An 18,442-nucleotide genomic window follows, 5' to 3' on the forward strand; every position below is an offset into this window, starting at 1 on the left:
CTCATGCCCCACACTCATTACACCACCCTGATCTCCGCGACCAATCTTGCCGAGCGGCTCACGGCCGCGCCGGGCAGCGTGTTCGTGATCGACTGCCGGTTCGACCTCACCGATACCGACGCGGGCGAGAAAGCCTGGCTGGCCGGCCATCTGCCGGGCGCGCACTATCTGCATCTCGATCGCGATCTGTCCGGGCCGAAGAACGGCTCGAACGGCCGGCATCCGCTGCCCGATCGCGCGCGGCTCGTCGAAACGCTGGAGTCGCGGGGGCTGAAGCAAGGTCAACAGGTCGTCGCATATGACGCACAAGGCGGCATGTACGCGGCGCGCGTCTGGTGGCTGTTGCGCTGGCTCGGTCACGACGCGGTCGCGCTGCTCGACGGCGGGCTGCAGGCATGGGAAGCGGCCGGCCAACCGCTGACGCAGGACGTGCCCGCGCAGAACACCGGCGACTTCAAGGCGGCCGCGCCGCTCGCCGTGACGATCGATACCCGGGCGGTCGAGCGCAACCTCGGTTCGAAGGAGCGAATCGTCGTCGATGCGCGCGCGGCCGATCGCTATCGCGGCGAAAACGAGACGCTCGACCGCGTCGGCGGCCATATCCCGGGCGCGCTGAACCGCTTCTTCAAGGACAACTTTACCCCCGACGGCCGCTTCAAGCCGGCGCACACACTGCGCGAGGAATTCCACGCGCTGCTCGGCGATACGCCGCCCGAACACGTGGTGCTGCAATGCGGCTCGGGCGTGACCGCCTGCGTCAATTCGCTAGCGATGGAGGTTGCCGGCCTGCATGGTTCAGCGTTGTACGCGGGCTCTTGGAGCGAATGGAGTTCCGACCCGAAACGGCCGGTGGCGACGGGGGCGAAACCTTGAGCGCGAGCCGCCGCAAGTCGTAACCAGACGCGAGGAATTCGAGCAGCGCTTCAAGCCACGCCGTGCTGCTTGAACCATACGAGCGCGCGACGCCAGCCATCCTCGGCATCGGCCTTCCTGTAGCTCGGACGGTAATCGGCGAAAAACGCGTGACCCGCGTCGTCATAAACGACGAACTGCGAGCCGCGTCCTGCTTGCGGCCCTTGCGCGATCGCCTGCTTCATCTGCTCGAGCGTGTCCTGCGGATTGCTTTGATCCTGGCGCCCGTACAGGCCGAGCACCGGCGCATGAAGGTCAGCGACGAGATCGATCGGATTGGCCGGCGTCATCGCATTCTTCGCGCCGGTCACGCGACCGTACCAGGCGACCCCCGCCTTCACGCGCGGATCGTGTTCGACATAGAGCCACGAGATGCGCCCACCCCAGCAGAAGCCGTTCACGCCGAGCCGGTTCAGGTCGCCGCCGTTTTCGCCGGCCCACGCGACGGCTGCGTCGAGGTCGGCCAGCACCTGCTCGTCGGGTACCTTGCTGAGCAGTTGCTCGCTCAGTTGCTGGATGCTCCTGTAGGCGGTCGGATCGCCCTCGCGCTCGAACAGGTTCGGCGCGATTGCCAGATAGCCCAGCTTCGCGAAGCGTCGGCAGACGTCCGCGATATGCTCGTGCACGCCGAAAGCCTCATGCACGACGAGGATCACCGGCAGATGCGTCTTGCCCTTCGGCTGCGCGCGATAAGCCGGTATCAGCGTACCGAGCGAATGAAACGCCACCTCCCCTGCTTCGAGGCCGTCGCTGTCGGTATGAATGGTTTGCGCCGAGACTGGCAGCACCGCCGCCGCGAAGCCGGAGCCCAGCGTCGCCTTGATGAAGGTGCGCCGATCGAAAGGAACGTGCGGGATCAGACAGTCGACTTCAGGCTTCAGCATGGGGCGCTCCTCGAAGTATTGTTAGAGGCCACAGGATACGCCTTGCGCGCATCCCGTTGCACATTCAACTGAGGAGATCGTCCGCGCGCGTCAGTGCAGCTTGACGCGCGGCAGCGTGGTACGGCGCAACCAGTGCGCGAAGGTGTCGAGCACCATGCGCGGATAGCCGTGCAGCGCCGCGATATGCAGCCGGTACAGCGACATGTACATGAAGCGCGCGAACAGCCCTTCGATCAGCATATTGCCGCCAATCACCCCGCCCATCAGATTGCCGACCGCGCTGAAGTGGCCGAGCGAGACCAGCGAGCCGAAGTCGCGATAAGTGAATTCCGGTAGTGGCCTGTTGTCGAGGCGCGCCGCCAGTCCTTTCATCAGAAAGTTCGCCTGCTGATGCGCGGCCTGCGCGCGCGGCGGCACGTTGCGCTCGTTGCCCGGCCACTCGCAGGCCGCGCAGTCGCCGAGCGCGAAGATGTTGTCGTCGATCCCGGTTTGCAGCGTACGGCGCACGACCAGCTGGCCGAGCCGGTTGACCGGCAAGCCGTCGAGCTGACCGAGCACCGCCGGCGCCTTGATGCCCGCCGCCCACACGGTCAGATCGGCCCGCACGGTGTGACCGCTCGCGGTGCGGATGTAGCCCGGCGCGACCTCGGCCACCGTCTCGCCGATCATCAGCTTCACGCCGAGCTTGGTCAGCAATTCGGCGGTGGCCGTGGAAACGCGCTCCTGCAACGCGGGCAGAATGCGCGGCCCCGCCTCGATCAGCACGATGCCGACGTCATGCCGCGGATCGAGCTTGTGCAAGCCATACGCGGACAACACCTGCGCGGTATTGCGCAACTCCGCCGACAACTCGACCCCCGTCGCGCCGCCGCCGACGATCGCCACCTGAATGCGCGGCTCGCTGGACGTCCACGTGCCGGGTCCCGGTCTCGACTCGACGGGTTCGTGCGCCTGATGCTCGGCGCGCATGCATGCGGCGATCAGGCGCTTGCGGAAACGCTCTGCCTCGCTGACCGTATCCAGTGCTATGGAGAATTCGGCCGCTCCCTTGACGCCGAAGAAGGCGGTGGTACTGCCGATCGCGATGATCAGCGTGTCGTACTCGAGCTCGCGTTCGGGCAGCAGTTCAGCGCCGTCGTCGTCCAGCACGGTGCCGAGCGTAATGCGTCGATTCGTGCGGTCGAGTGCGGTCAGGTCGCCTTGCTGGAACGCGAAGCCATGCCAGCGCGCCTGCGCCGCGTACGGGAGCTCCTGCGTGAACGGGTCCATGCTGCCCGCCGCCACCTCGTGCAGCAGCGGCTTCCAGATATGCGTCGGATAGCGGTCGACCAGCGTGACCCGGGCCTGCGCGCTGCGCCCCTTCTTGTCGGCCCCATAGCGATCGCCAAGACGCGTCGCCAGTTCCAATCCTCCCGCACCTCCGCCAACGACGATAAATCGATGCATTGCACTTCTCCGTGTAGCCGATGAATTATCTGTCGCGACGCTGCGCATGAATGCGCCGTCCTGAACCGATTGTCCTCGACCCGCCTGGGAAGTCACAAGTCGCCAAAACCCATGTGTGACATGCGCACGACGTTATCGTGCGCATGTCACGTGCATGTCAATGCGCTTCCTCCCAGTTCAGACCCGCACCGACCTCGGCGACGAGCGGCACCTTCAGCGCGGCGACGCCGCACATCAGTTCTGGCAGGCGCTTGCGGACTTCGGATAACTCAGCGTCGGGCACTTCGAGAATCAGTTCGTCATGCACCTGCATGATCATCCGCGTGCCGATCTTCGAGTCTTCGATCCAGTTCTGCACGGCGATCATCGACATCTTGATCAGGTCGGCCGCGGTACCCTGCATCGGCGCGTTGATCGCGGCCCGCTCCGCGGCCTGGCGGCGCGGACCGTTGCCGCCGTTGATCTCGGGCAGCCACAGACGACGGCCGAACACCGTTTCGACGTAGCCCTTCGCCTTCGCGCTCAAACGCGTCTCGTCCATATAGCGCGCGACGCCGGGATAGCGCGCGAAGTAGCGGTCGATATAAATTTTCGCCGCATCGCGCGTGATGCCGAGGTTCGATGCGAGTCCGAACGCGCTCATGCCGTAGATGAGCCCAAAGTTGATGACCTTCGCGACGCGCCGCTGATCGCTCGACACTTCGAGCGGCGTCACGCTGAAGATTTCCGACGCGGTCGCGCGGTGAATGTCCTCGCCCTGCGAAAACGCGCGCAACAACGATTCGTCGCCAGAGATGTGGGCCATGATGCGCAATTCGATCTGCGAATAATCGGCGGAGACGAGCTTGTGCCCGGGCGGCGCGATGAACGCCTCGCGGATGCGCCGACCTTCGCCGGTACGCACCGGAATGTTCTGCAGGTTCGGATCGTTCGACGCGAGCCGCCCCGTCACCGCGACGGCCTGCGCGTAGTTCGTATGTACGCGGCCGGTGTGCGGATTGACCATGCGCGGCAGCTTGTCGGTATAGGTCGACTTCAGTTTCGACAGGCCGCGATGTTCGAGCAGAATCTTCGGCAGCGGATAGTCTTCCGCGAGCTTCTGCAACACCTCTTCGTCGGTGGAAGGCGCACCGCTCGGCGTCTTCTTGATGACCGGCAGTTCGAGCTTCTCGAAGAAAATCTGACCAATCTGCTTTGGCGAGCCGAGGTTAAATTCGCCGCCGGCCAGTTCGTACGCTTTGCCTTCGAGTTCGATCAGACGCGTGGCGATCTCACTGCTCTGCTGACGCAGCTTCTCCGCGTCGATCAGCACGCCGGTCCGCTCCATCTTGCGCAGTACGCGCGAAGTCGGCACTTCGATCGCGCGATACACATGGTCGAGCGATTTCTCCGCGGCGATCTGCGGATACAAGGCCTGATGCAAACGCAGCGTGATGTCTGCGTCTTCGGCCGCATATTCGGCGGCTTTGTCGAGCGCGACTTCGTCGAAGCCGATCTGCTGCGCGCCCTTGCCCGCGACCTCTTCGTACTTGATCGTCTTCACGCCGAGATGACGCAGCGCGAGGCTGTCCATGTCGTGCGTGCGATGCGATTCGAGCACGTACGATTCGAGCAACGTGTCATGCTCGACGCCGCGCATTTCGATGCCGTAATTCGCGAGCACCTGTTCGTCGTACTTCAGATGCTGGCCGACCTTCTTGTGGTCGGCGCTTTCGAGCCACGGCTTGAGCTTCGCGAGCACTTCGTCGCGCGGCAGCTGCACTGGCGCGTCGGGGCCGCGATGCGCGAGCGGCACATACGCGGCGCGGCCCGCTTCGACCGACAGCGACAAGCCGACGATCTGCGCGATCATCGGATCGAGCGACGTGGTCTCGGTATCGAACGAGGTCAGCTCAGACGCATTGATCCTGTCGAGCCACTCGTCGAGCTGCTCCCATGTTTGCACGGTCTCATAGTGGCGCTCGTGATCGACGGACAACGCGGGGGGCACGTCGGTTTCCGGACCTTCGACCGCATCGGCGATTTCGACTTCGCGCAGCCACGTCTTGAAGCCGTGGCGCGTGAACACCTCGCGCAACTCTTCGCGCGATTCGGGCAGGCTCGGCAAACTCTCCTCGATCGACACGATGTGCCCGGTCAGATCGCAATGACGCTCGACTGTGACGAGCTTGCGCGCCATCGGCAAAAAGTCCAGCGCGCTGCGCAGATTCTCGCCGACCGCGCCCTTGATCTCGCTCGCATGCTCGACGATGCCATCTAGCGACTCATACTGCGTCAGCCATTTGACCGCGGTTTTCGGGCCGCATTTCTCGACGCCCGGCACGTTGTCGACGGTATCGCCGATCAGCGACAGATAATCGATGATGCGCTCGGGTGGCACGCCGAACTTCGCGACCACGCCGTCGCGGTCGAGCGTTTCGTTGGTCATCGTATTGACGAGCGTCACGCGGTTCGACACGAGCTGCGCGAGGTCCTTGTCGCCGGTCGACACGACCACGTTCATGCCGAGCTTTTCCGCCTCGGTGCACAGCGTGCCGATCACGTCGTCCGCTTCGACGCGATCGATCATCAGCAGCGGCCAGCCGAGTGCACGCACCGCGACGTGAATCGGCTCGATCTGACGGGCAAGATCTTCCGGCATCGACGGACGGTTCGCCTTGTATTCCGGATACCAGTCGTCGCGAAACGTTTTGCCCTTGGCGTCGAACACGCACGCGCTATACTCTGCTGTGACTTCCTTGCGCATGCGCCGCAGCATGTTGATCATCCCGTAGAGCGCACCCGTCGGGCCACCCCCGGGACCGCGCAGATCAGGCATCGCATGGTAGGCCCGGTACAGATAACTCGAACCGTCGACCAACAGCAGGGTCTTACCTTCAAGGCTTCGTTCTTCAGGCATTATGACTAAGAGAAAAGTGATTCCGAGTCTGCGATCGCTCGCAGATCAAGAGCGCGCAACGGCCAAGAAAGCCCGCGCATCGTGGCAGATGTTCACGATTATGGCAGAGTTTATCGAGGCGACCGAGTACCTGTCGGAGATTCGCCCGGCGGTCAGCATCTACGGTTCGGCACGCCTGAAACCGAACTCGCCGTACTACAAACTCGCCACGCAGATCGCGCGCAAATTGTCGGATGCTGGCTTCGCGGTGATCTCGGGCGGCGGCCCCGGCATCATGGAAGCGGCCAACAAGGGCGCGCATGCGGGCAAGGCGCCTTCGGTCGGTCTGAACATCGAGTTGCCGCACGAGCAGTCGGGCAACCAGTGGCAGGACATCTCGCTGCGCTTCCGCCATTTCTTCACCCGCAAGGTCACGTTCGTGAAGAACTCGGACGCGGTGATCGTGATGCCCGGCGGCTTCGGCACGCTCGACGAACTGGCCGAAGTGCTCACGCTGATCCAGACCAAGAAGTCGCGCCATGTGCCGATCATTCTGGTCGGCGCCGAGTTCTGGGAAGGTCTGCTCGCGTGGTTCAAGAGCGCTCTGATTCCGATGGGTTTGATCAATCCGACCGACATCGATCTGATGCAGGTGATCGACAATCCGGACCAGGTGCTCGAAGCGGTGCTCAAGTTCTACGAAGACCGCGAGGAAGGCGAAGTTCATCCGGTCAAGTCGGAAGAAGACCGGATGTTCTACCTGTGATGGCAAGAGGCTGCGCGCCTCGCATTGCGCGTAGCACGATGCCTATCGTCGCGCACATGGCGGGCAGCCTTCGGGCTGCCCGCTTTCGTTTTGCAGGCCAGTTTGCGGCGCGCTGACTGTCAACCGGATTGGCGAACAAATCGTTTTGCACGCTTGCAGTCCGGCGCTAACGTGCTCAGCTGGTACTCGAAGCTCGCAATATGAACAACGAACTCAGCTCACCCGAAGCCGCGCTCGCGCTCGCGCCCACGCCGACCTTGCGTGAGATCTTCGGCGGCTTTCTCGGCCTCGGTCTCATTTCATTCGGCGGCGCCTTGCCGCTCGCGCGCCGCGCACTCGTCGAACAACGCCGTTGGCTGACCAGCGACGAATTCACCGACCTGCTCGGGCTCTGTCAATTCCTGCCGGGCGGCAACGTGATCAATCTGTCGGTCGCGATCGGCATGCGCTTTCGCGGCGTGCCAGGCGCGCTGGCCGGTTTGCTCGGCTTGATCGCCGGGCCTTCGCTGGTGGTGATCGGGCTCGGCGTGCTGTACGAGCACACGCAGAACGATCCGCACGTGCGTCATTTGTTCGCGGGGCTCGCCGCGGCGGCTTCGGGCCTGCTGATTTCGATGGCGTTCAAGATCGTGCTGCCGTTGCGCAACAAGCCGCTGGCCGCGCTGATCGCCGCGCTCGGCTTCGTCGCGATTGCCGTGCTGCGACTGCCGCTGCTGCCGACGATGCTCGTGCTCACGCCGCTCAGCATTTATCTTGCTGCAAGGAGCGCGCGATGAACGACACGCTCGTTTCACTTGCGGCGATTTTTAGTCAGCTGTCGCTGCTCGCGTTCGGCGGCGGCAATACGATCCTTCCGGAGATGCAGCGGCAGGTGGTCGACGTGCATCACTGGATGCCGGCCAGCGAGTTCAGCGCGCTGTTCGCGCTCGCTCAAGCCGCGCCCGGCCCGAACCTGATGATCGTCACGCTGATCGGCTGGCATGTGGCCGGCTGGGCAGGCATGCTCGTCACGTCGATTGCGAAGTTCGGGCCGTCGTCGCTCGTGACGATTCTCGCGCTGCATGCGTGGAACCGCTTCAAGGACCGTCCGTGGCGCCGCTTTGCGCAGCTGGGACTCGTGCCGGTGACGGCCGGCCTCGTCGCGGCGAGCGCGGCGCTGATCACGCGCGCGTCGAATCCGACCGCGATAGCGTGGGCGATTACTGCGTTCACGGCCGTGATGGCGACGAAGACGCGGATTCATCCGCTGTGGCTGCTGGCGGCGGGGAGCTTGATCGGGTTGACCGGGTTCGGGCAGGGTTGAGCCGGCGAGCGTCACCTCGACAACCAACGAAGCCGATTGGTTCCGACGTCGCTCGCGAGCCATCTTCAAAGCGGCACATCCAGCGTAAGCGGGCTGTTTATCAGTGCCTCGGCCTGAGTTACTGAAACGCGACCTCCGCGAAACTCCGCAGCTTGCGGCTATGCAATCGATGCAGCCCATTCATCCTGAGCAGTTCCATCGCCTTCACGCCGATCTGCAGATGCTGATCGACCTGCGCGCGATAGAACTGATCGGCCATGCCCGGCAGCTTCAGCTCGCCATGCAGCGGCTTGTCCGACACGCACAGCAACGTGCCGTAAGGCACGCGGAAGCGGAAGCCGTTCGCGGCGATCGTCGCGCTTTCCATATCGAGCGCGATTGCACGGCTTTGCGACAGCCGCTGCACCGGCTCGCGATGATCGCGCAGCTCCCAGTTGCGATTGTCGACGCTCGCCACCGTGCCCGTGCGCATCACGCGCTTCAGCTCGACGCCGTCGAGCTGCGTGACCTGCGCGACCGCGCGCTCGAGCGCGACCTGCACTTCGGCGAGCGCCGGGATCGGCACCCACAGCGGCAGATCGGCATCGAGCACATGATCTTCGCGCACATAGCCGTGCGCGAGCACGTAGTCGCCGAGACGCTGCGTATTGCGCAGTCCCGCGCAGTGGCCGAGCATGATCCACGCATGCGGACGCAGCACCCCGATGTGATCGGTGATGGTCTTCGCATTCGACGGCCCGACCCCAATGTTGACCATCGTGATGCCGCTGCCGTCCGCGCGTTTCAGGTGATAGGCGGGCATCTGCGGCAGACGTGGCGGCGGCGTGCCCTCCTGCGCCTGCTCGCCGAGATTCTCGTTGTAGGTGATGACGTCGCCGGGCTCCACGAATGATGTGTATTCGCTGCGATAGGCGCGCAATTCCTCGTCGTCCGTACGGGCCATCATGCCTCGGCCGAGCTTGACGAATTCGTCGATATAGAACTGGTAGTTGGTGTACAGCACGTAGTTCTGCACATGCGTCGGCGAGGTCGCCGTGTAGTGCTTCAGCCGATGCAGTGAAAAATCGACGCGCGCCGCCGTGAACAACGCGAGCGGATGCGGCTCGCCCTGCAGCGGCTCGTACGTGCCGTTGACGATGCGGTCGTCGAGCAGCGCGAGGTCCGGTGTATCGAAGATGTCGCGCATCAGGAACAGGCGCTCGCGGTCCAGATCGCCTTCGAGGTGGATGCCCTCGGCGAACGCGAAATGAATCGGAATCGGCTGGTCCGACACACCGACCTCGATCTGCACATGATGATTCTTCGCCAGCAGCCGCAGTTGCTCGCGATAGTAGTTGCCGAACAGGTCTGGCCGCGTGACGGTCGTCTCGAACACGCCCGGCCCCGCGACGAAACCGTACGAGCGGCGTGAATCGACGTGCGTGTTGACCTCGGTACGCACGCGCACGAACGGATAGCAGGCGCGCACACGATGGTCGAACTGCTCGTTGCGGCGATAGCGCGCGAACGCATCGCGCAGGAACGACGTGTTTGCCTCGTAGATCGCGGCGAGGCGGGTGACGGCCTCGGCCGCGTCGTCGAAGCCTTCGGTTGGGAAGCTGTTGGCGGGAGTCTGCACCGTGCGCTGATTGATATCGTTGTTGATCATCATCGTTCTCCCTTTTGATGAGACGACATTACCACGGAACCCGCTGTTGCCAAATGTCGGCGGCGACGCTTGCAACAGCGCCCGCGAGGACGCACGCAGGTTGCGCGAAAGCGGCGCAAAATAAGGCTTCGCGCCCGTACGTCAGGCCGGATTTGCTAGAATCTGGGCACCCAATCGGAGAATCACCATGAAGCTGCTCCTTCCCATCGCGGTTGCGCTGGCTCTCGCCTTCGGCAACGCCGCGATGGCTGCCCAGCCCGTCGACGAACCGCCGGCCGCCGGCGCGCCCCAGTCCGCCAATGAACGGGCCGGTCTGCCGGACCTGGACAAGATCAATCGTCCGGGCGCAGAGGTCAGCTCGAAGGTCGACATCAACGTTCCGCGCACGCCGAGCTTTCACGAAGTCAGCCCGAACGGAACCGAAATCACTGAATTCCGCGACAAGGGCAAGCCGGTCGAAATCAACGTGCATTCGAATTTCGGCACCCGCTACCAGATGAGCGCGTCGCCCGACACGTCGCCCACCGTCCACGACAGCGGCAAGCCCAGTACGCGCTTGCCATCGGTGAATCTCCACTATTGATCGGTACGAAAGCGGCACGCCGGCAACGGCGGCCGCTGCGCGACGAACCCGCGCTGAATGCGGCGACGCTTACACTGCGCCGTTCCGCATTCGTCGCCCGCTCCGCCACATTCGTTTGTCTCACCTCGCACTGGCCGCACCGCGCCAGCCCGAACAACCTGATCCGACGTTTCCGCATGGCCGTCTTCACCGCTGTCAACGAATCCCAACTCGCAGAATGGATGAGTCACTACGATCTCGGCGATGTCGTCGAGTTTCGCGGCATTTCGTCCGGCATTGAAAACAGCAACTTCTTTCTGACGACGACGCGCGGCGAATACGTGCTGACAATTTTCGAAAAGCTGACAGCTGAACAACTGCCGTTCTATCTGGACCTTATGCGGCATCTCGCCGCGCATCGCGTGCCGGTACCGGATCCGATGCCGCGTCTCGACGGCGTGCTGTTCGGCATGCTGCTGGGCAAACCCGCGACCATCGTGACGAAGCTCGAAGGCACACCCGAACTCTCGCCGGGCGTCGAGCATTGCGTCGAGGTCGGCCAGATGCTCGCGCGCCTGCACCTCGCGGGCCGCGACTATCCGCGCTATCAGCCGAACCTGCGCAGCCTGCCTTGGTGGCGCCAAACCGTGCCGACGATTTTGCCGTATCTGGAAGGCGAGCAGCGCGATCTGCTGGCGTCCGAGCTTGCGCATCAGGAAGCGTTCTTCGCCTCCGCCGATTACGCAGCAATGCCCGCTGGCCCGTGCCACGCCGACCTGTTCCGCGACAACGCGATGTTCGCTCACGCGGCGCCCGACACCGGCCACGAAGTGCGGCTCGGTGGTTTCTTCGATTTCTATTTCGCCGGCTGCGACAAGTGGCTGTTCGACGTCGCGGTGACGGTCAACGACTGGTGCGTCGACCTCGCGACCGGCAAGCTCGACGCCGAGCGCACCGAGGCGCTGTTGCGCGCGTATCAGACGGTGCGGCCGTTCACCGTCGAGGAAAACCGTCACTGGGGCGACATGCTGCGTGCGGGCGCATACCGTTTCTGGGTCTCGCGCCTGTATGATTTTCATTTGCCGCGCGCGGCCGAACTGCTGAAGCCGCACGACCCCGGTCATTTCGAACGCATTCTGCGCGAGCGCCTGCAGGGCGTCGCGAATCCAGGCATCCATACCACATGCAACTGATCGAAGTCCCAGCGAAAACCGGCTATGTGTGGTTCCGCCAGGGTATCTGGCTGTTCCGCAAGAATCCGCTCGCCTTTCTGACGCTGTTCTTCACCTATTTGCTGGTGATGACGCTCGTGTCGCAGATTCCGGTGGTCGGCGGCGTGTTGCCGCTATTGTTCATTCCCGGTGTCGCTGTCGGCTTCATGGCCGCATGCCGCAACACGATCGCGGGCAAACCGGTGTTTCCGACCATCCTTGTCGACGGCTTTCACTCGTATGGCCCGGTGGTCGCGCGGCGGCTGCTCGTGCTCGGCGTGCTGTATGTCATCGCCATGGCGCTCGTGCTGGCCGGCTCGGCGCTCGCCGACGGCGGCATGCTGCTGAAGGTAATGCTCGGCAGCGCGTCGATGGATGAGAACACGATCGCCAACAGCAATATCCCGCTCGCGGTGATCACCGCGCTGGCGTTCTACATACCGGTCGCGATGCTGTTCTGGTTCTCGCCCATCCTCGCCGCCTGGCACGACGTGCCGCCCGTCAAGGCGATGTTCTTCAGCGTCGTCAGTTGCTGGCGCAATCGCGGCGCTTTCGTCGTATTCGCCGCGCTGTGGTTCGCAGTCGCAACAGTCGTGTCGATCGGCCTGTCCGCGCTGATGCAGGCGCTCGGCGCGGCCGACTTCGCGTTCGCGATCCTGATGCCCGCGACGATGATCGTCACGACCATGCTGTACTGCTCGTTCTACGCGACCTATCGCGGCTGCTTCGGCGTGCAGACGCCGCAAACGCCGGATCTGCCGACCACGCCGGCGGCCTGATCTGTCGTTCCCGCGCGGGAGCCGTTCCGGCGCCCGCGCGGCGCGTGTTCCGCGCGGACCCTTCCCGACGTCTCTGCTGAGACACCTGTTCCCGACGCACGGCATCCTGAATCGACTTGCGGCACAATGGTTTGCGTGCAATCCATTTGCATGCGCTTTTTGCCGAGATGAATCATGACCCAGCGCCCCGCTCTCCCCTTCACGCTCGACGAGCAACTATGCTTCGCGCTCTACTCGACCTCGCTCGCGATGACGAAAGCGTACAAGCCGCTGCTCGAAAAGCTCGGACTCACGTATCCACAGTATCTGGCGATGCTCGTGCTGTGGGAAACCGACGACGTCACCGTCAAGGACATGGCCGCGCGCCTGAATCTCGATCCGGCGACGGTCACGCCGCTGCTCAAGCGCCTCGAAGCGCAGGGACTCGTCGGGCGCGCGCGCGGCACCGACGATGAGCGCCTCGTCTACATTCGCCTGACGGGCGCGGGCAAGGCGCTCAAGCGTCAGGCGCGCGACGTGCCCGGCGAAATCTTCTGCGCGACGCAGCAGACGGCGGACTTCCTGCTGCGTCTGCGCGACGACCTCACACGACTGCGCACGACGCTCAACGACTTCATGGACCAGTAGTGCGATAACTGAAAAGGACTAGTTCCGGTTCCATCGCAAAATTCATTTGCACACAAATGATTTGTGTACTATCTTGGTCACACGCCGCTTCGCTAGCGCTTCGCCGGACCGGCGAACCGGCAGCCAGCGGCAAACATGCCAACCCCTGACACCCCAGACTAGGAGCTGCACCATGAACATCCTCTACAAGGCAAGCGCAACGAGCACCGGCGGCCGCGACGGCCGCGCCGTATCGTCGGACAATGCATTGGACGTGAAGCTGGCGGCACCGCGTGAACTCGGCGGAAATGGCGCAGCAGGCACGAATCCCGAACAGCTGTTTGCAGCCGGCTACTCGGCCTGTTTCCTGAGCGCCATGAAGTTTGTCGCCGGCCAGCGCAAACAGGCCCTGCCGGCCGACACGCAGGTTTCCGCCGACGTCGGCATCGGTCCGAACGACAAGGGCGGCTTCGCGCTCGACATCGACATGCGTATCACTCTGCCGGGTCTGGCTGCGGACGCTGCCAGGGAGCTGGTGGATGCGGCGCACCAGGTCTGCCCGTACTCGAACGCTACGCGTAACAACGTCGCGGTTCGTCTGCACGTCGCTTGAGGTCAGGTCGGCCGTTGCGCCGATCAGCAATGCTCAAGAAGAACCGCTCACGGCGCATTACCCGGTGCCGCGCCCGGCCCTATCGTGCAGGGTGCGGGCGCCACCCGCGCCTCGCGAAAGGCGCGCCGTTCAAGCGGGAATACGAGCAGTTGGGCTGGGAAAAAGGCCGCTCGGCCGACGCAGCGTTCGCCGTCTGGTGCGACGGCCGCACCGGCTATTCGCTCGTCGATGCCGCGATGCTGCAGTTGAACCAGACCGGCTATAAGCACAACCGTCTGCGGATGGTCACGGCCAGCTTCCTCGCGAAGGATCTCGGCATCGACTGGCGGATCGGCGAGCGATACTTCGCTGATTTGCTGAACGACTTCGATTTCCCGGCGAACAACGGCGGCTGACAGTGGGCCGCCTCGACCGGCTGCGGCGCGCAACCTCGCTCCCGTATTTTCAATCCGGTCACACGATCCGAAAAATTCGACCCGACGGGCGCTTTATCAAACGATATCTACCGCGGCTCGCGAAGTTGCCGGCAAAATGGATTCCCGCGCTGTGGCTGGCCGGCGCGGAGCGGCTCGCGGAATTCGGTGCATGGTACTGGGGGGAATCATCCCGAACGGATCGTCGACCACGCACAGGCCCGCGAGCGCACACTGGCCTGATACGGAAAGTGAGTGCCTGCTCACATTATTGAATAAGAAGGTCTGAAGGGGGTGAAGATGCGCCGTCTGCCGTCGCTGCTCGTGTTTTTGATCCTGACGCTGGCGGCCGGCTGGGCCGCGAGTCTGTCTCTGCCGGACGCGTGGTACACGGGCCTGCAAAAGCCCGTGTTCAATCCGCCGAACTGGGTTTTCCCACCGGTCTGGACCGTACTTTACGTGCTGATGGCGTTTTCCGCGTGGCGCGTGTGGAAGCGCGACGGCCTGGCCGCGGCGATCGTACTGTGGGTCGTGCAACTGGTGTTCAACGCCGCGTGGATGTGGCTGTTTTTCGGCCTGCATCGGCCGGAGACGGCGTTGATCGACATCCTGATTCTGCTGCTGCTGATCGTGACGCTGACGTACGTGTTCTGGCGGCGTGATCGCCTCGCGGGCATTCTGCTCATGCCGTATGTCGTGTGGGTCGCGTACGCCGCGCTTTTGAACTACGCGTTGTGGCAGCTGAATCCGGCTGCTTGAGCGGAGCCTGCCAAGCGGGCGCGAAGGCCGCACGATGAGTAAAGGGGAGCGCGCGATACGGGCAATAGCCTTGATGGCCAACCCCAAACACCAGCGCCTCACCACGCGCCGATGTTCCGATTGCTGACGGCCTGTTGCCGACTCCAGGCAGTCGGCTTAGCCGTAGTGCTGGCTCATCCACGACGGCTGACGCACGTTCGTCTCTTGATCGAGCTTGCGCATGCGGAATTCGAGGTCGTAGAGATCGGTCGCTTCAGCGAGATAGGCGTCAGCGCGCTCCTTCGCGAGCTGGTCCGGCGACTTGGTCAGAAACAGGAACAGGCGGCTGATCAGATACATGGTTCACCTCGGCAATGATGGCTAGGCGTTTACTCCTAGGGGATAACCCGTATTATAGGGAAAACCCTGATTTCACGCCACTACTCATTTTCGAGGTGTTGCTCGGACGTCACCGCCCGACCGACGAAGCCGCCAATCCTTCCGCGATGCGGCCCGCGTCCGTGCGACGCTGATGCCGGAAAAACTCCCACAGCATGGCGCTCGCGTCCGGGCCCTTGGACGAATGGAAGGGCAGCGCATCGTCGCCGCCAGCCCATGCGTGACCCAGTCCCTGCACACGACAAACCCGCACCACGCGCCGCCCGCCGCGCAGGTAGTCGCGCATCACCACGCCATTTTTGCGGTCCTCGCGCGTCTCGCCGGCCTTGCGCGCGCCGTTTGCATCAATGAGGCGGTTCAAACGCAGAAACTGTGTCGCCAACTGGTCCCCGTTGACCGGCGCCACCACATGGTCGGCATCGCCGTGGACGATCAATGCCGGCATGCCCGGGTATTGCGCGACGTTCGTGGTTTCGTCGACGAGTTCCACCGGCTCGCGACGCGCGCCGCGGCGCATCACGTCCATGGCGGTAATGCCGGAGCGCGCCTCGCCGAAAGCGGGGCCGGAATGCAGCGCAACCGCTGCGAAATGCCCGGGGTACTTGACGGCCAATAGCGCGGTCAGCCCCGCGCCCGCCGAAATCCCCGCCACGTAGACACGCGCGCGGTCAAAGCCGTGCTGCTCGACCAGCGAATCCACCAGCGACACGACCGCGAGCGCTTCCGCGCCGCCCGCGTTATCGCCGGCGTCGTACCAATGCCAGCAGCGGTGCGAGTGCGCGTGCTTCGATTGCTCCGGATACACGACCGCGAAGCCGTAGCGGTCGGCGAGCAGGTTCATGCGCGTACCCTCGGCGAATTCGTCGATCGACTGCGTGCAGCCATGCAGCATCACGACCAGCGGCATCGCCTCATGCGCGTGCCCGGACGGGATATAGAGCCCGTACTGCAGGTGATTGACCAGCCGGCCCGGCGCGGCCGGCGCGGAATGGAACGAGCGCGTCCACGCGCCGCTCGCCCACGCGGCCGCGCGTGGACGCACGCGCGACTCGCGCGGCGCTTCGCGTTTCACCGGCGTGCGTAGCGCGGCAGCCGGTTTCAGTGGATGAGCCTTGCTCGACGGTTTGGTGGTGGCGGCGCGAACCGGTCGCGCCTGCGCTCGCTTGGCGGTTTTTTGCGCGTGTTCGGTTTGGATCGCGAGCAGGCGCTTGAAACCGCGCAGCCAGATTTTCGACAGGCTTTTTGCCATCGGCGATAACCTCGCAAAAGAGATAAATGCGGACCCCAAAACTGCGGATCGGATAAAGTTGTGCAATGCACAATAACATCATTTTTCCTGCGGTGCTGAACACCAGGGCCGCTCTTCGTGCCCATTCCGATCGTCGTGAACCTTGCCGGGGACCTGTCGTCAAACCACGTCGACAGCCGTTCGGCAACCCACATTCGGCGTGCAAAAGCGCTGTGCGCCGCAAGACCGTCGCGCGACACCCGACTATACTGGCGATTGATCTCCCGACGTGTCGATCCGGGCCGCATCGGCGTTTCGTGCCGGCCGCGCGCCGATTTCCACCAACCCGATTTCACGCGACCCGCGTCGCGCTCCCGCCATGCCCGATTTACCGATCCACCTGTGGTATTCGATCACCAGCCTCGGCGGCGCCGGCCTGACGCTGCCGCTCGCGCTCGCCATCGCGCTGTGGTTGGCGGTCGGCTACTCGTGGCGGCTCGCGGCCTGCTGGCTCGCGCTGCTCGGGACGGCGATCGGCGTCGTGACCGTGACCAAGCTCGCCTTCCTCGGCTGGGGCGTCGGCGTGCGCGAGCTCGATTTCACCGGTGTCAGCGGTCACTCCATGCTGTCCACGGCCGTCTATCCGGTCGCGCTATTTTTGATGCTATTGCCCGCGCGCCGCGCCGTCCGGCTGCTCGGCGTGCTCGGGGGGCTTGCCGCCGGCCTGGCGGTGGGCTTGTCGCGCGTCGTGCTGAGCGCGCATTCGCCGTCCGAAGCGGTGACTGGCTGCCTCGTCGGCGCGCTCGCCGCGCTCGTGTTCGTGCGCATCGCGTGGAATGCGGAGCCGGGCCGGTTGTCGGCGCTCCCGGTCGCTGTCAGCCTGATGGTGCTGGCAATCCTGATGCATGGCGTGCACGTGCCCACGCAGCGCTGGGTCACGCATATCGCGTTGAAGGTGTCCGGCCACGACCGGCCGTTCATTCGCGCGATATGGCGGTCCCCACGCGACATCCGACCGTCGGCCGCGCCGCTGTCGCAAACGCGCAATACGCTCGAGCCGATGCGCGCGTTGGACATCTGAGCACGCTGCGCCGACCCCCGCCGCGTTTTCAAGCTTCCTTTTACAGTTCCGTAGCACTTCCCTCGCGCTTCACGCCATACGTGAAGAGCTGCGCCGAATCGACCGTTTCGCGCACCGCTATAACCGCGTATATATTACGATAGCGTTTTTAAGCCACCGCTTCCCGTTCACGTCAGACTCCAGGTCCTTCATGACACGCTCTTGCCATCTGAAGCAGTACGCGCTGTGCGTCGCAGCAGCCGCCGCCCTCGCGGTCAGCGTGGATGCCCACGCCGATGAACTGGTGGTCTCGGCCGCCGCCAGCCTGACCAATGCGTTCAAGGCGGTCGGCGACGCGTTCGAGCAACAGCATCCGGGCACCAAGGTTCTGTTGAACTTCGGCGCGTCCGACGTGCTGATGCAACAAATCGTCAAAGGCGCGCCCGCGGACGTATTCGCGTCCGCGGATCAGAAGGCAATGGACAAGGCCGCCGCCGAAAAGGTCATCGTGCCGTCGACGCGGCGCGACTTCGCCGCCAACTCGCTGGTGATGATCGTGCCAGCCGACAGTCATTTCGCGCCCGCCAACCTCAACGCGCTGACGACCGCGAACGTCAAGCGCGTCGCGTTCGGCGATCCGGCCTCGGTGCCGGTTGGCCGCTACACGCAGGGCGCGCTTCAGGCCGCCGGCGTGTGGAACGCGGTCAGCGCGAAGGCGGTGCTCGCGTCGAACGTGCGTCAGAGCCTTGATTACGTCGCGCGCGGCGAAGTCGACGCCGGCTTCGTGTTCGGCACCGATGCCGCGATCATGCCCGACAAGGTCAAGGTCGCGCTGAACCTGCCGACGCAAACGTCGATCAGCTATCCGATCGCGCAGGTCGAAGACAGCCATCACGCGGCCGACGCGCAAGCCTTCATCGACTTCGTGCTGTCGCCGGCCGGCCAGGTGGTGCTCGCGAAGTACGGCTTCAAGCCGGCGCATTGATTCACGGGGAG

18 protein-coding genes and 1 pseudogene are annotated in these 18,442 nt (G+C 64.1%); 13 read left to right on the forward strand and 6 right to left on the reverse strand.

Translation table 11 applies throughout. The features are described 5' to 3' along the window. Window positions 1-3: 3 nt before the first annotated feature. Complete coding sequence (locus OKW44_RS11985; RefSeq protein WP_018424188.1) at window positions 4-873, forward strand: sulfurtransferase; 870 nt, start codon at window positions 4-6, stop codon at window positions 871-873. 50 nt (window positions 874-923) lie between these two features. Here OKW44_RS11985 and OKW44_RS11990 read toward each other — a convergent pair whose 3' ends face one another. The 3 genes from OKW44_RS11990 to polA form a co-directional block, all read right to left on the reverse strand. Further along, entirely contained in the window at window positions 924-1,796 is an 873-nt protein-coding gene (locus OKW44_RS11990) for a dienelactone hydrolase family protein (RefSeq protein WP_018424187.1), read from the reverse strand. A 90-nt stretch (window positions 1,797-1,886) separates the two neighbouring features. Next, window positions 1,887-3,242 carry an NAD(P)/FAD-dependent oxidoreductase gene (locus tag OKW44_RS11995; protein ID WP_026226476.1) on the reverse strand — a complete coding sequence of 452 codons (1,356 nt, stop codon included), beginning with the start codon at window positions 3,240-3,242 and terminating at the stop codon, window positions 1,887-1,889. A gap of 157 nt (window positions 3,243-3,399) precedes the next feature. Continuing rightward, window positions 3,400-6,141 carry a DNA polymerase I gene (polA, locus tag OKW44_RS12000; RefSeq protein WP_026226475.1) on the reverse strand — a complete coding sequence of 914 codons (2,742 nt, stop codon included), beginning with the start codon at window positions 6,139-6,141 and terminating at the stop codon, window positions 3,400-3,402. Window position 6,142: 1 nt separating this feature from the next. Here polA and OKW44_RS12005 point away from each other — a divergent pair, with 1 nt between their 5' ends. From OKW44_RS12005 to OKW44_RS12015, 3 genes are all read left to right on the forward strand, one after another. Next, window positions 6,143-6,886: an LOG family protein gene (locus tag OKW44_RS12005; protein ID WP_035471771.1), complete on the forward strand. Its 744-nt coding sequence runs from the start codon at window positions 6,143-6,145 to the stop codon at window positions 6,884-6,886. 200 nt (window positions 6,887-7,086) lie between these two features. Then, the gene (locus tag OKW44_RS12010) at window positions 7,087-7,662 is read left to right on the forward strand and encodes a chromate transporter (protein WP_018424183.1); all 576 of its coding nucleotides are present in this window, start codon (window positions 7,087-7,089) and stop codon (window positions 7,660-7,662) included. Further along, complete coding sequence (locus OKW44_RS12015; RefSeq protein ID WP_018424182.1) at window positions 7,659-8,189, forward strand: chromate transporter; 531 nt, start codon at window positions 7,659-7,661, stop codon at window positions 8,187-8,189. The genes OKW44_RS12010 and OKW44_RS12015 overlap by 4 nt, the downstream gene beginning before the upstream one ends. A gap of 118 nt (window positions 8,190-8,307) precedes the next feature. Here OKW44_RS12015 and OKW44_RS12020 read toward each other — a convergent pair whose 3' ends face one another. Beyond that, the gene (locus OKW44_RS12020) at window positions 8,308-9,834 is read right to left on the reverse strand and encodes an AMP nucleosidase (RefSeq protein WP_026226474.1); all 1,527 of its coding nucleotides are present in this window, start codon (window positions 9,832-9,834) and stop codon (window positions 8,308-8,310) included. A 190-nt stretch (window positions 9,835-10,024) separates the two neighbouring features. On the opposite strand from OKW44_RS12020, the gene OKW44_RS12025 reads away from it, so the two are divergent. From OKW44_RS12025 to OKW44_RS12055, 7 genes and pseudogenes are all read left to right on the forward strand, one after another. Further along, complete coding sequence (locus tag OKW44_RS12025) at window positions 10,025-10,420, forward strand: hypothetical protein (RefSeq protein ID WP_018424180.1); 396 nt, start codon at window positions 10,025-10,027, stop codon at window positions 10,418-10,420. Window positions 10,421-10,596: 176 nt separating this feature from the next. After that, window positions 10,597-11,592: a homoserine kinase gene (locus OKW44_RS12030; protein WP_026226473.1), complete on the forward strand. Its 996-nt coding sequence runs from the start codon at window positions 10,597-10,599 to the stop codon at window positions 11,590-11,592. Further along, window positions 11,583-12,389, forward strand: coding sequence for a BPSS1780 family membrane protein (locus OKW44_RS12035; protein WP_018424178.1), 807 nt, complete (start codon window positions 11,583-11,585; stop codon window positions 12,387-12,389). Before OKW44_RS12030 ends, OKW44_RS12035 begins: the two co-directional genes overlap by 10 nt. A gap of 174 nt (window positions 12,390-12,563) precedes the next feature. Beyond that, entirely contained in the window at window positions 12,564-13,016 is a 453-nt protein-coding gene (locus OKW44_RS12040; RefSeq protein ID WP_018424177.1) for a MarR family winged helix-turn-helix transcriptional regulator, read from the forward strand. A gap of 172 nt (window positions 13,017-13,188) precedes the next feature. Then, a complete protein-coding gene (locus OKW44_RS12045; protein WP_018424176.1) occupies window positions 13,189-13,608 on the forward strand; it encodes an organic hydroperoxide resistance protein in 420 nt (139 codons plus the stop codon). Window positions 13,609-13,637: 29 nt separating this feature from the next. Continuing rightward, window positions 13,638-14,264: pseudogene (locus OKW44_RS12050) on the forward strand (FAD-binding domain-containing protein). A 57-nt stretch (window positions 14,265-14,321) separates the two neighbouring features. Beyond that, complete coding sequence (locus OKW44_RS12055) at window positions 14,322-14,780, forward strand: TspO/MBR family protein (protein WP_018424174.1); 459 nt, start codon at window positions 14,322-14,324, stop codon at window positions 14,778-14,780. Between the two features lie 156 nt (window positions 14,781-14,936). Here OKW44_RS12055 and OKW44_RS12060 read toward each other — a convergent pair whose 3' ends face one another. Both OKW44_RS12060 and OKW44_RS12065 read right to left on the reverse strand, forming a co-directional pair. Beyond that, window positions 14,937-15,119 (reverse strand): DUF3563 family protein, encoded by a 183-nt coding sequence (locus OKW44_RS12060; RefSeq protein WP_018424173.1) that lies wholly within the window; start codon window positions 15,117-15,119, stop codon window positions 14,937-14,939. A gap of 109 nt (window positions 15,120-15,228) precedes the next feature. Beyond that, entirely contained in the window at window positions 15,229-16,407 is a 1,179-nt protein-coding gene (locus tag OKW44_RS12065) for an extracellular catalytic domain type 1 short-chain-length polyhydroxyalkanoate depolymerase (RefSeq protein ID WP_018424172.1), read from the reverse strand. Between the two features lie 358 nt (window positions 16,408-16,765). Between OKW44_RS12065 and OKW44_RS12070 the strand changes: the two genes are divergently transcribed. Together OKW44_RS12070 and modA are read left to right on the forward strand one after the other, a co-directional pair. Continuing rightward, window positions 16,766-17,467, forward strand: a complete 702-nt coding sequence (locus OKW44_RS12070; protein ID WP_026226472.1) for a phosphatase PAP2 family protein — start codon at window positions 16,766-16,768, stop codon at window positions 17,465-17,467. A gap of 190 nt (window positions 17,468-17,657) precedes the next feature. Next, window positions 17,658-18,431 carry a molybdate ABC transporter substrate-binding protein gene (gene modA / locus OKW44_RS12075; RefSeq protein ID WP_018424170.1) on the forward strand — a complete coding sequence of 258 codons (774 nt, stop codon included), beginning with the start codon at window positions 17,658-17,660 and terminating at the stop codon, window positions 18,429-18,431. The last annotated feature ends 11 nt before the right edge of the window (window positions 18,432-18,442 follow it).

Source organism: Paraburkholderia lebeckiae, from assembly GCF_050436325.1.
GTDB lineage: Bacteria > Pseudomonadota > Gammaproteobacteria > Burkholderiales > Burkholderiaceae > Paraburkholderia > Paraburkholderia tuberum.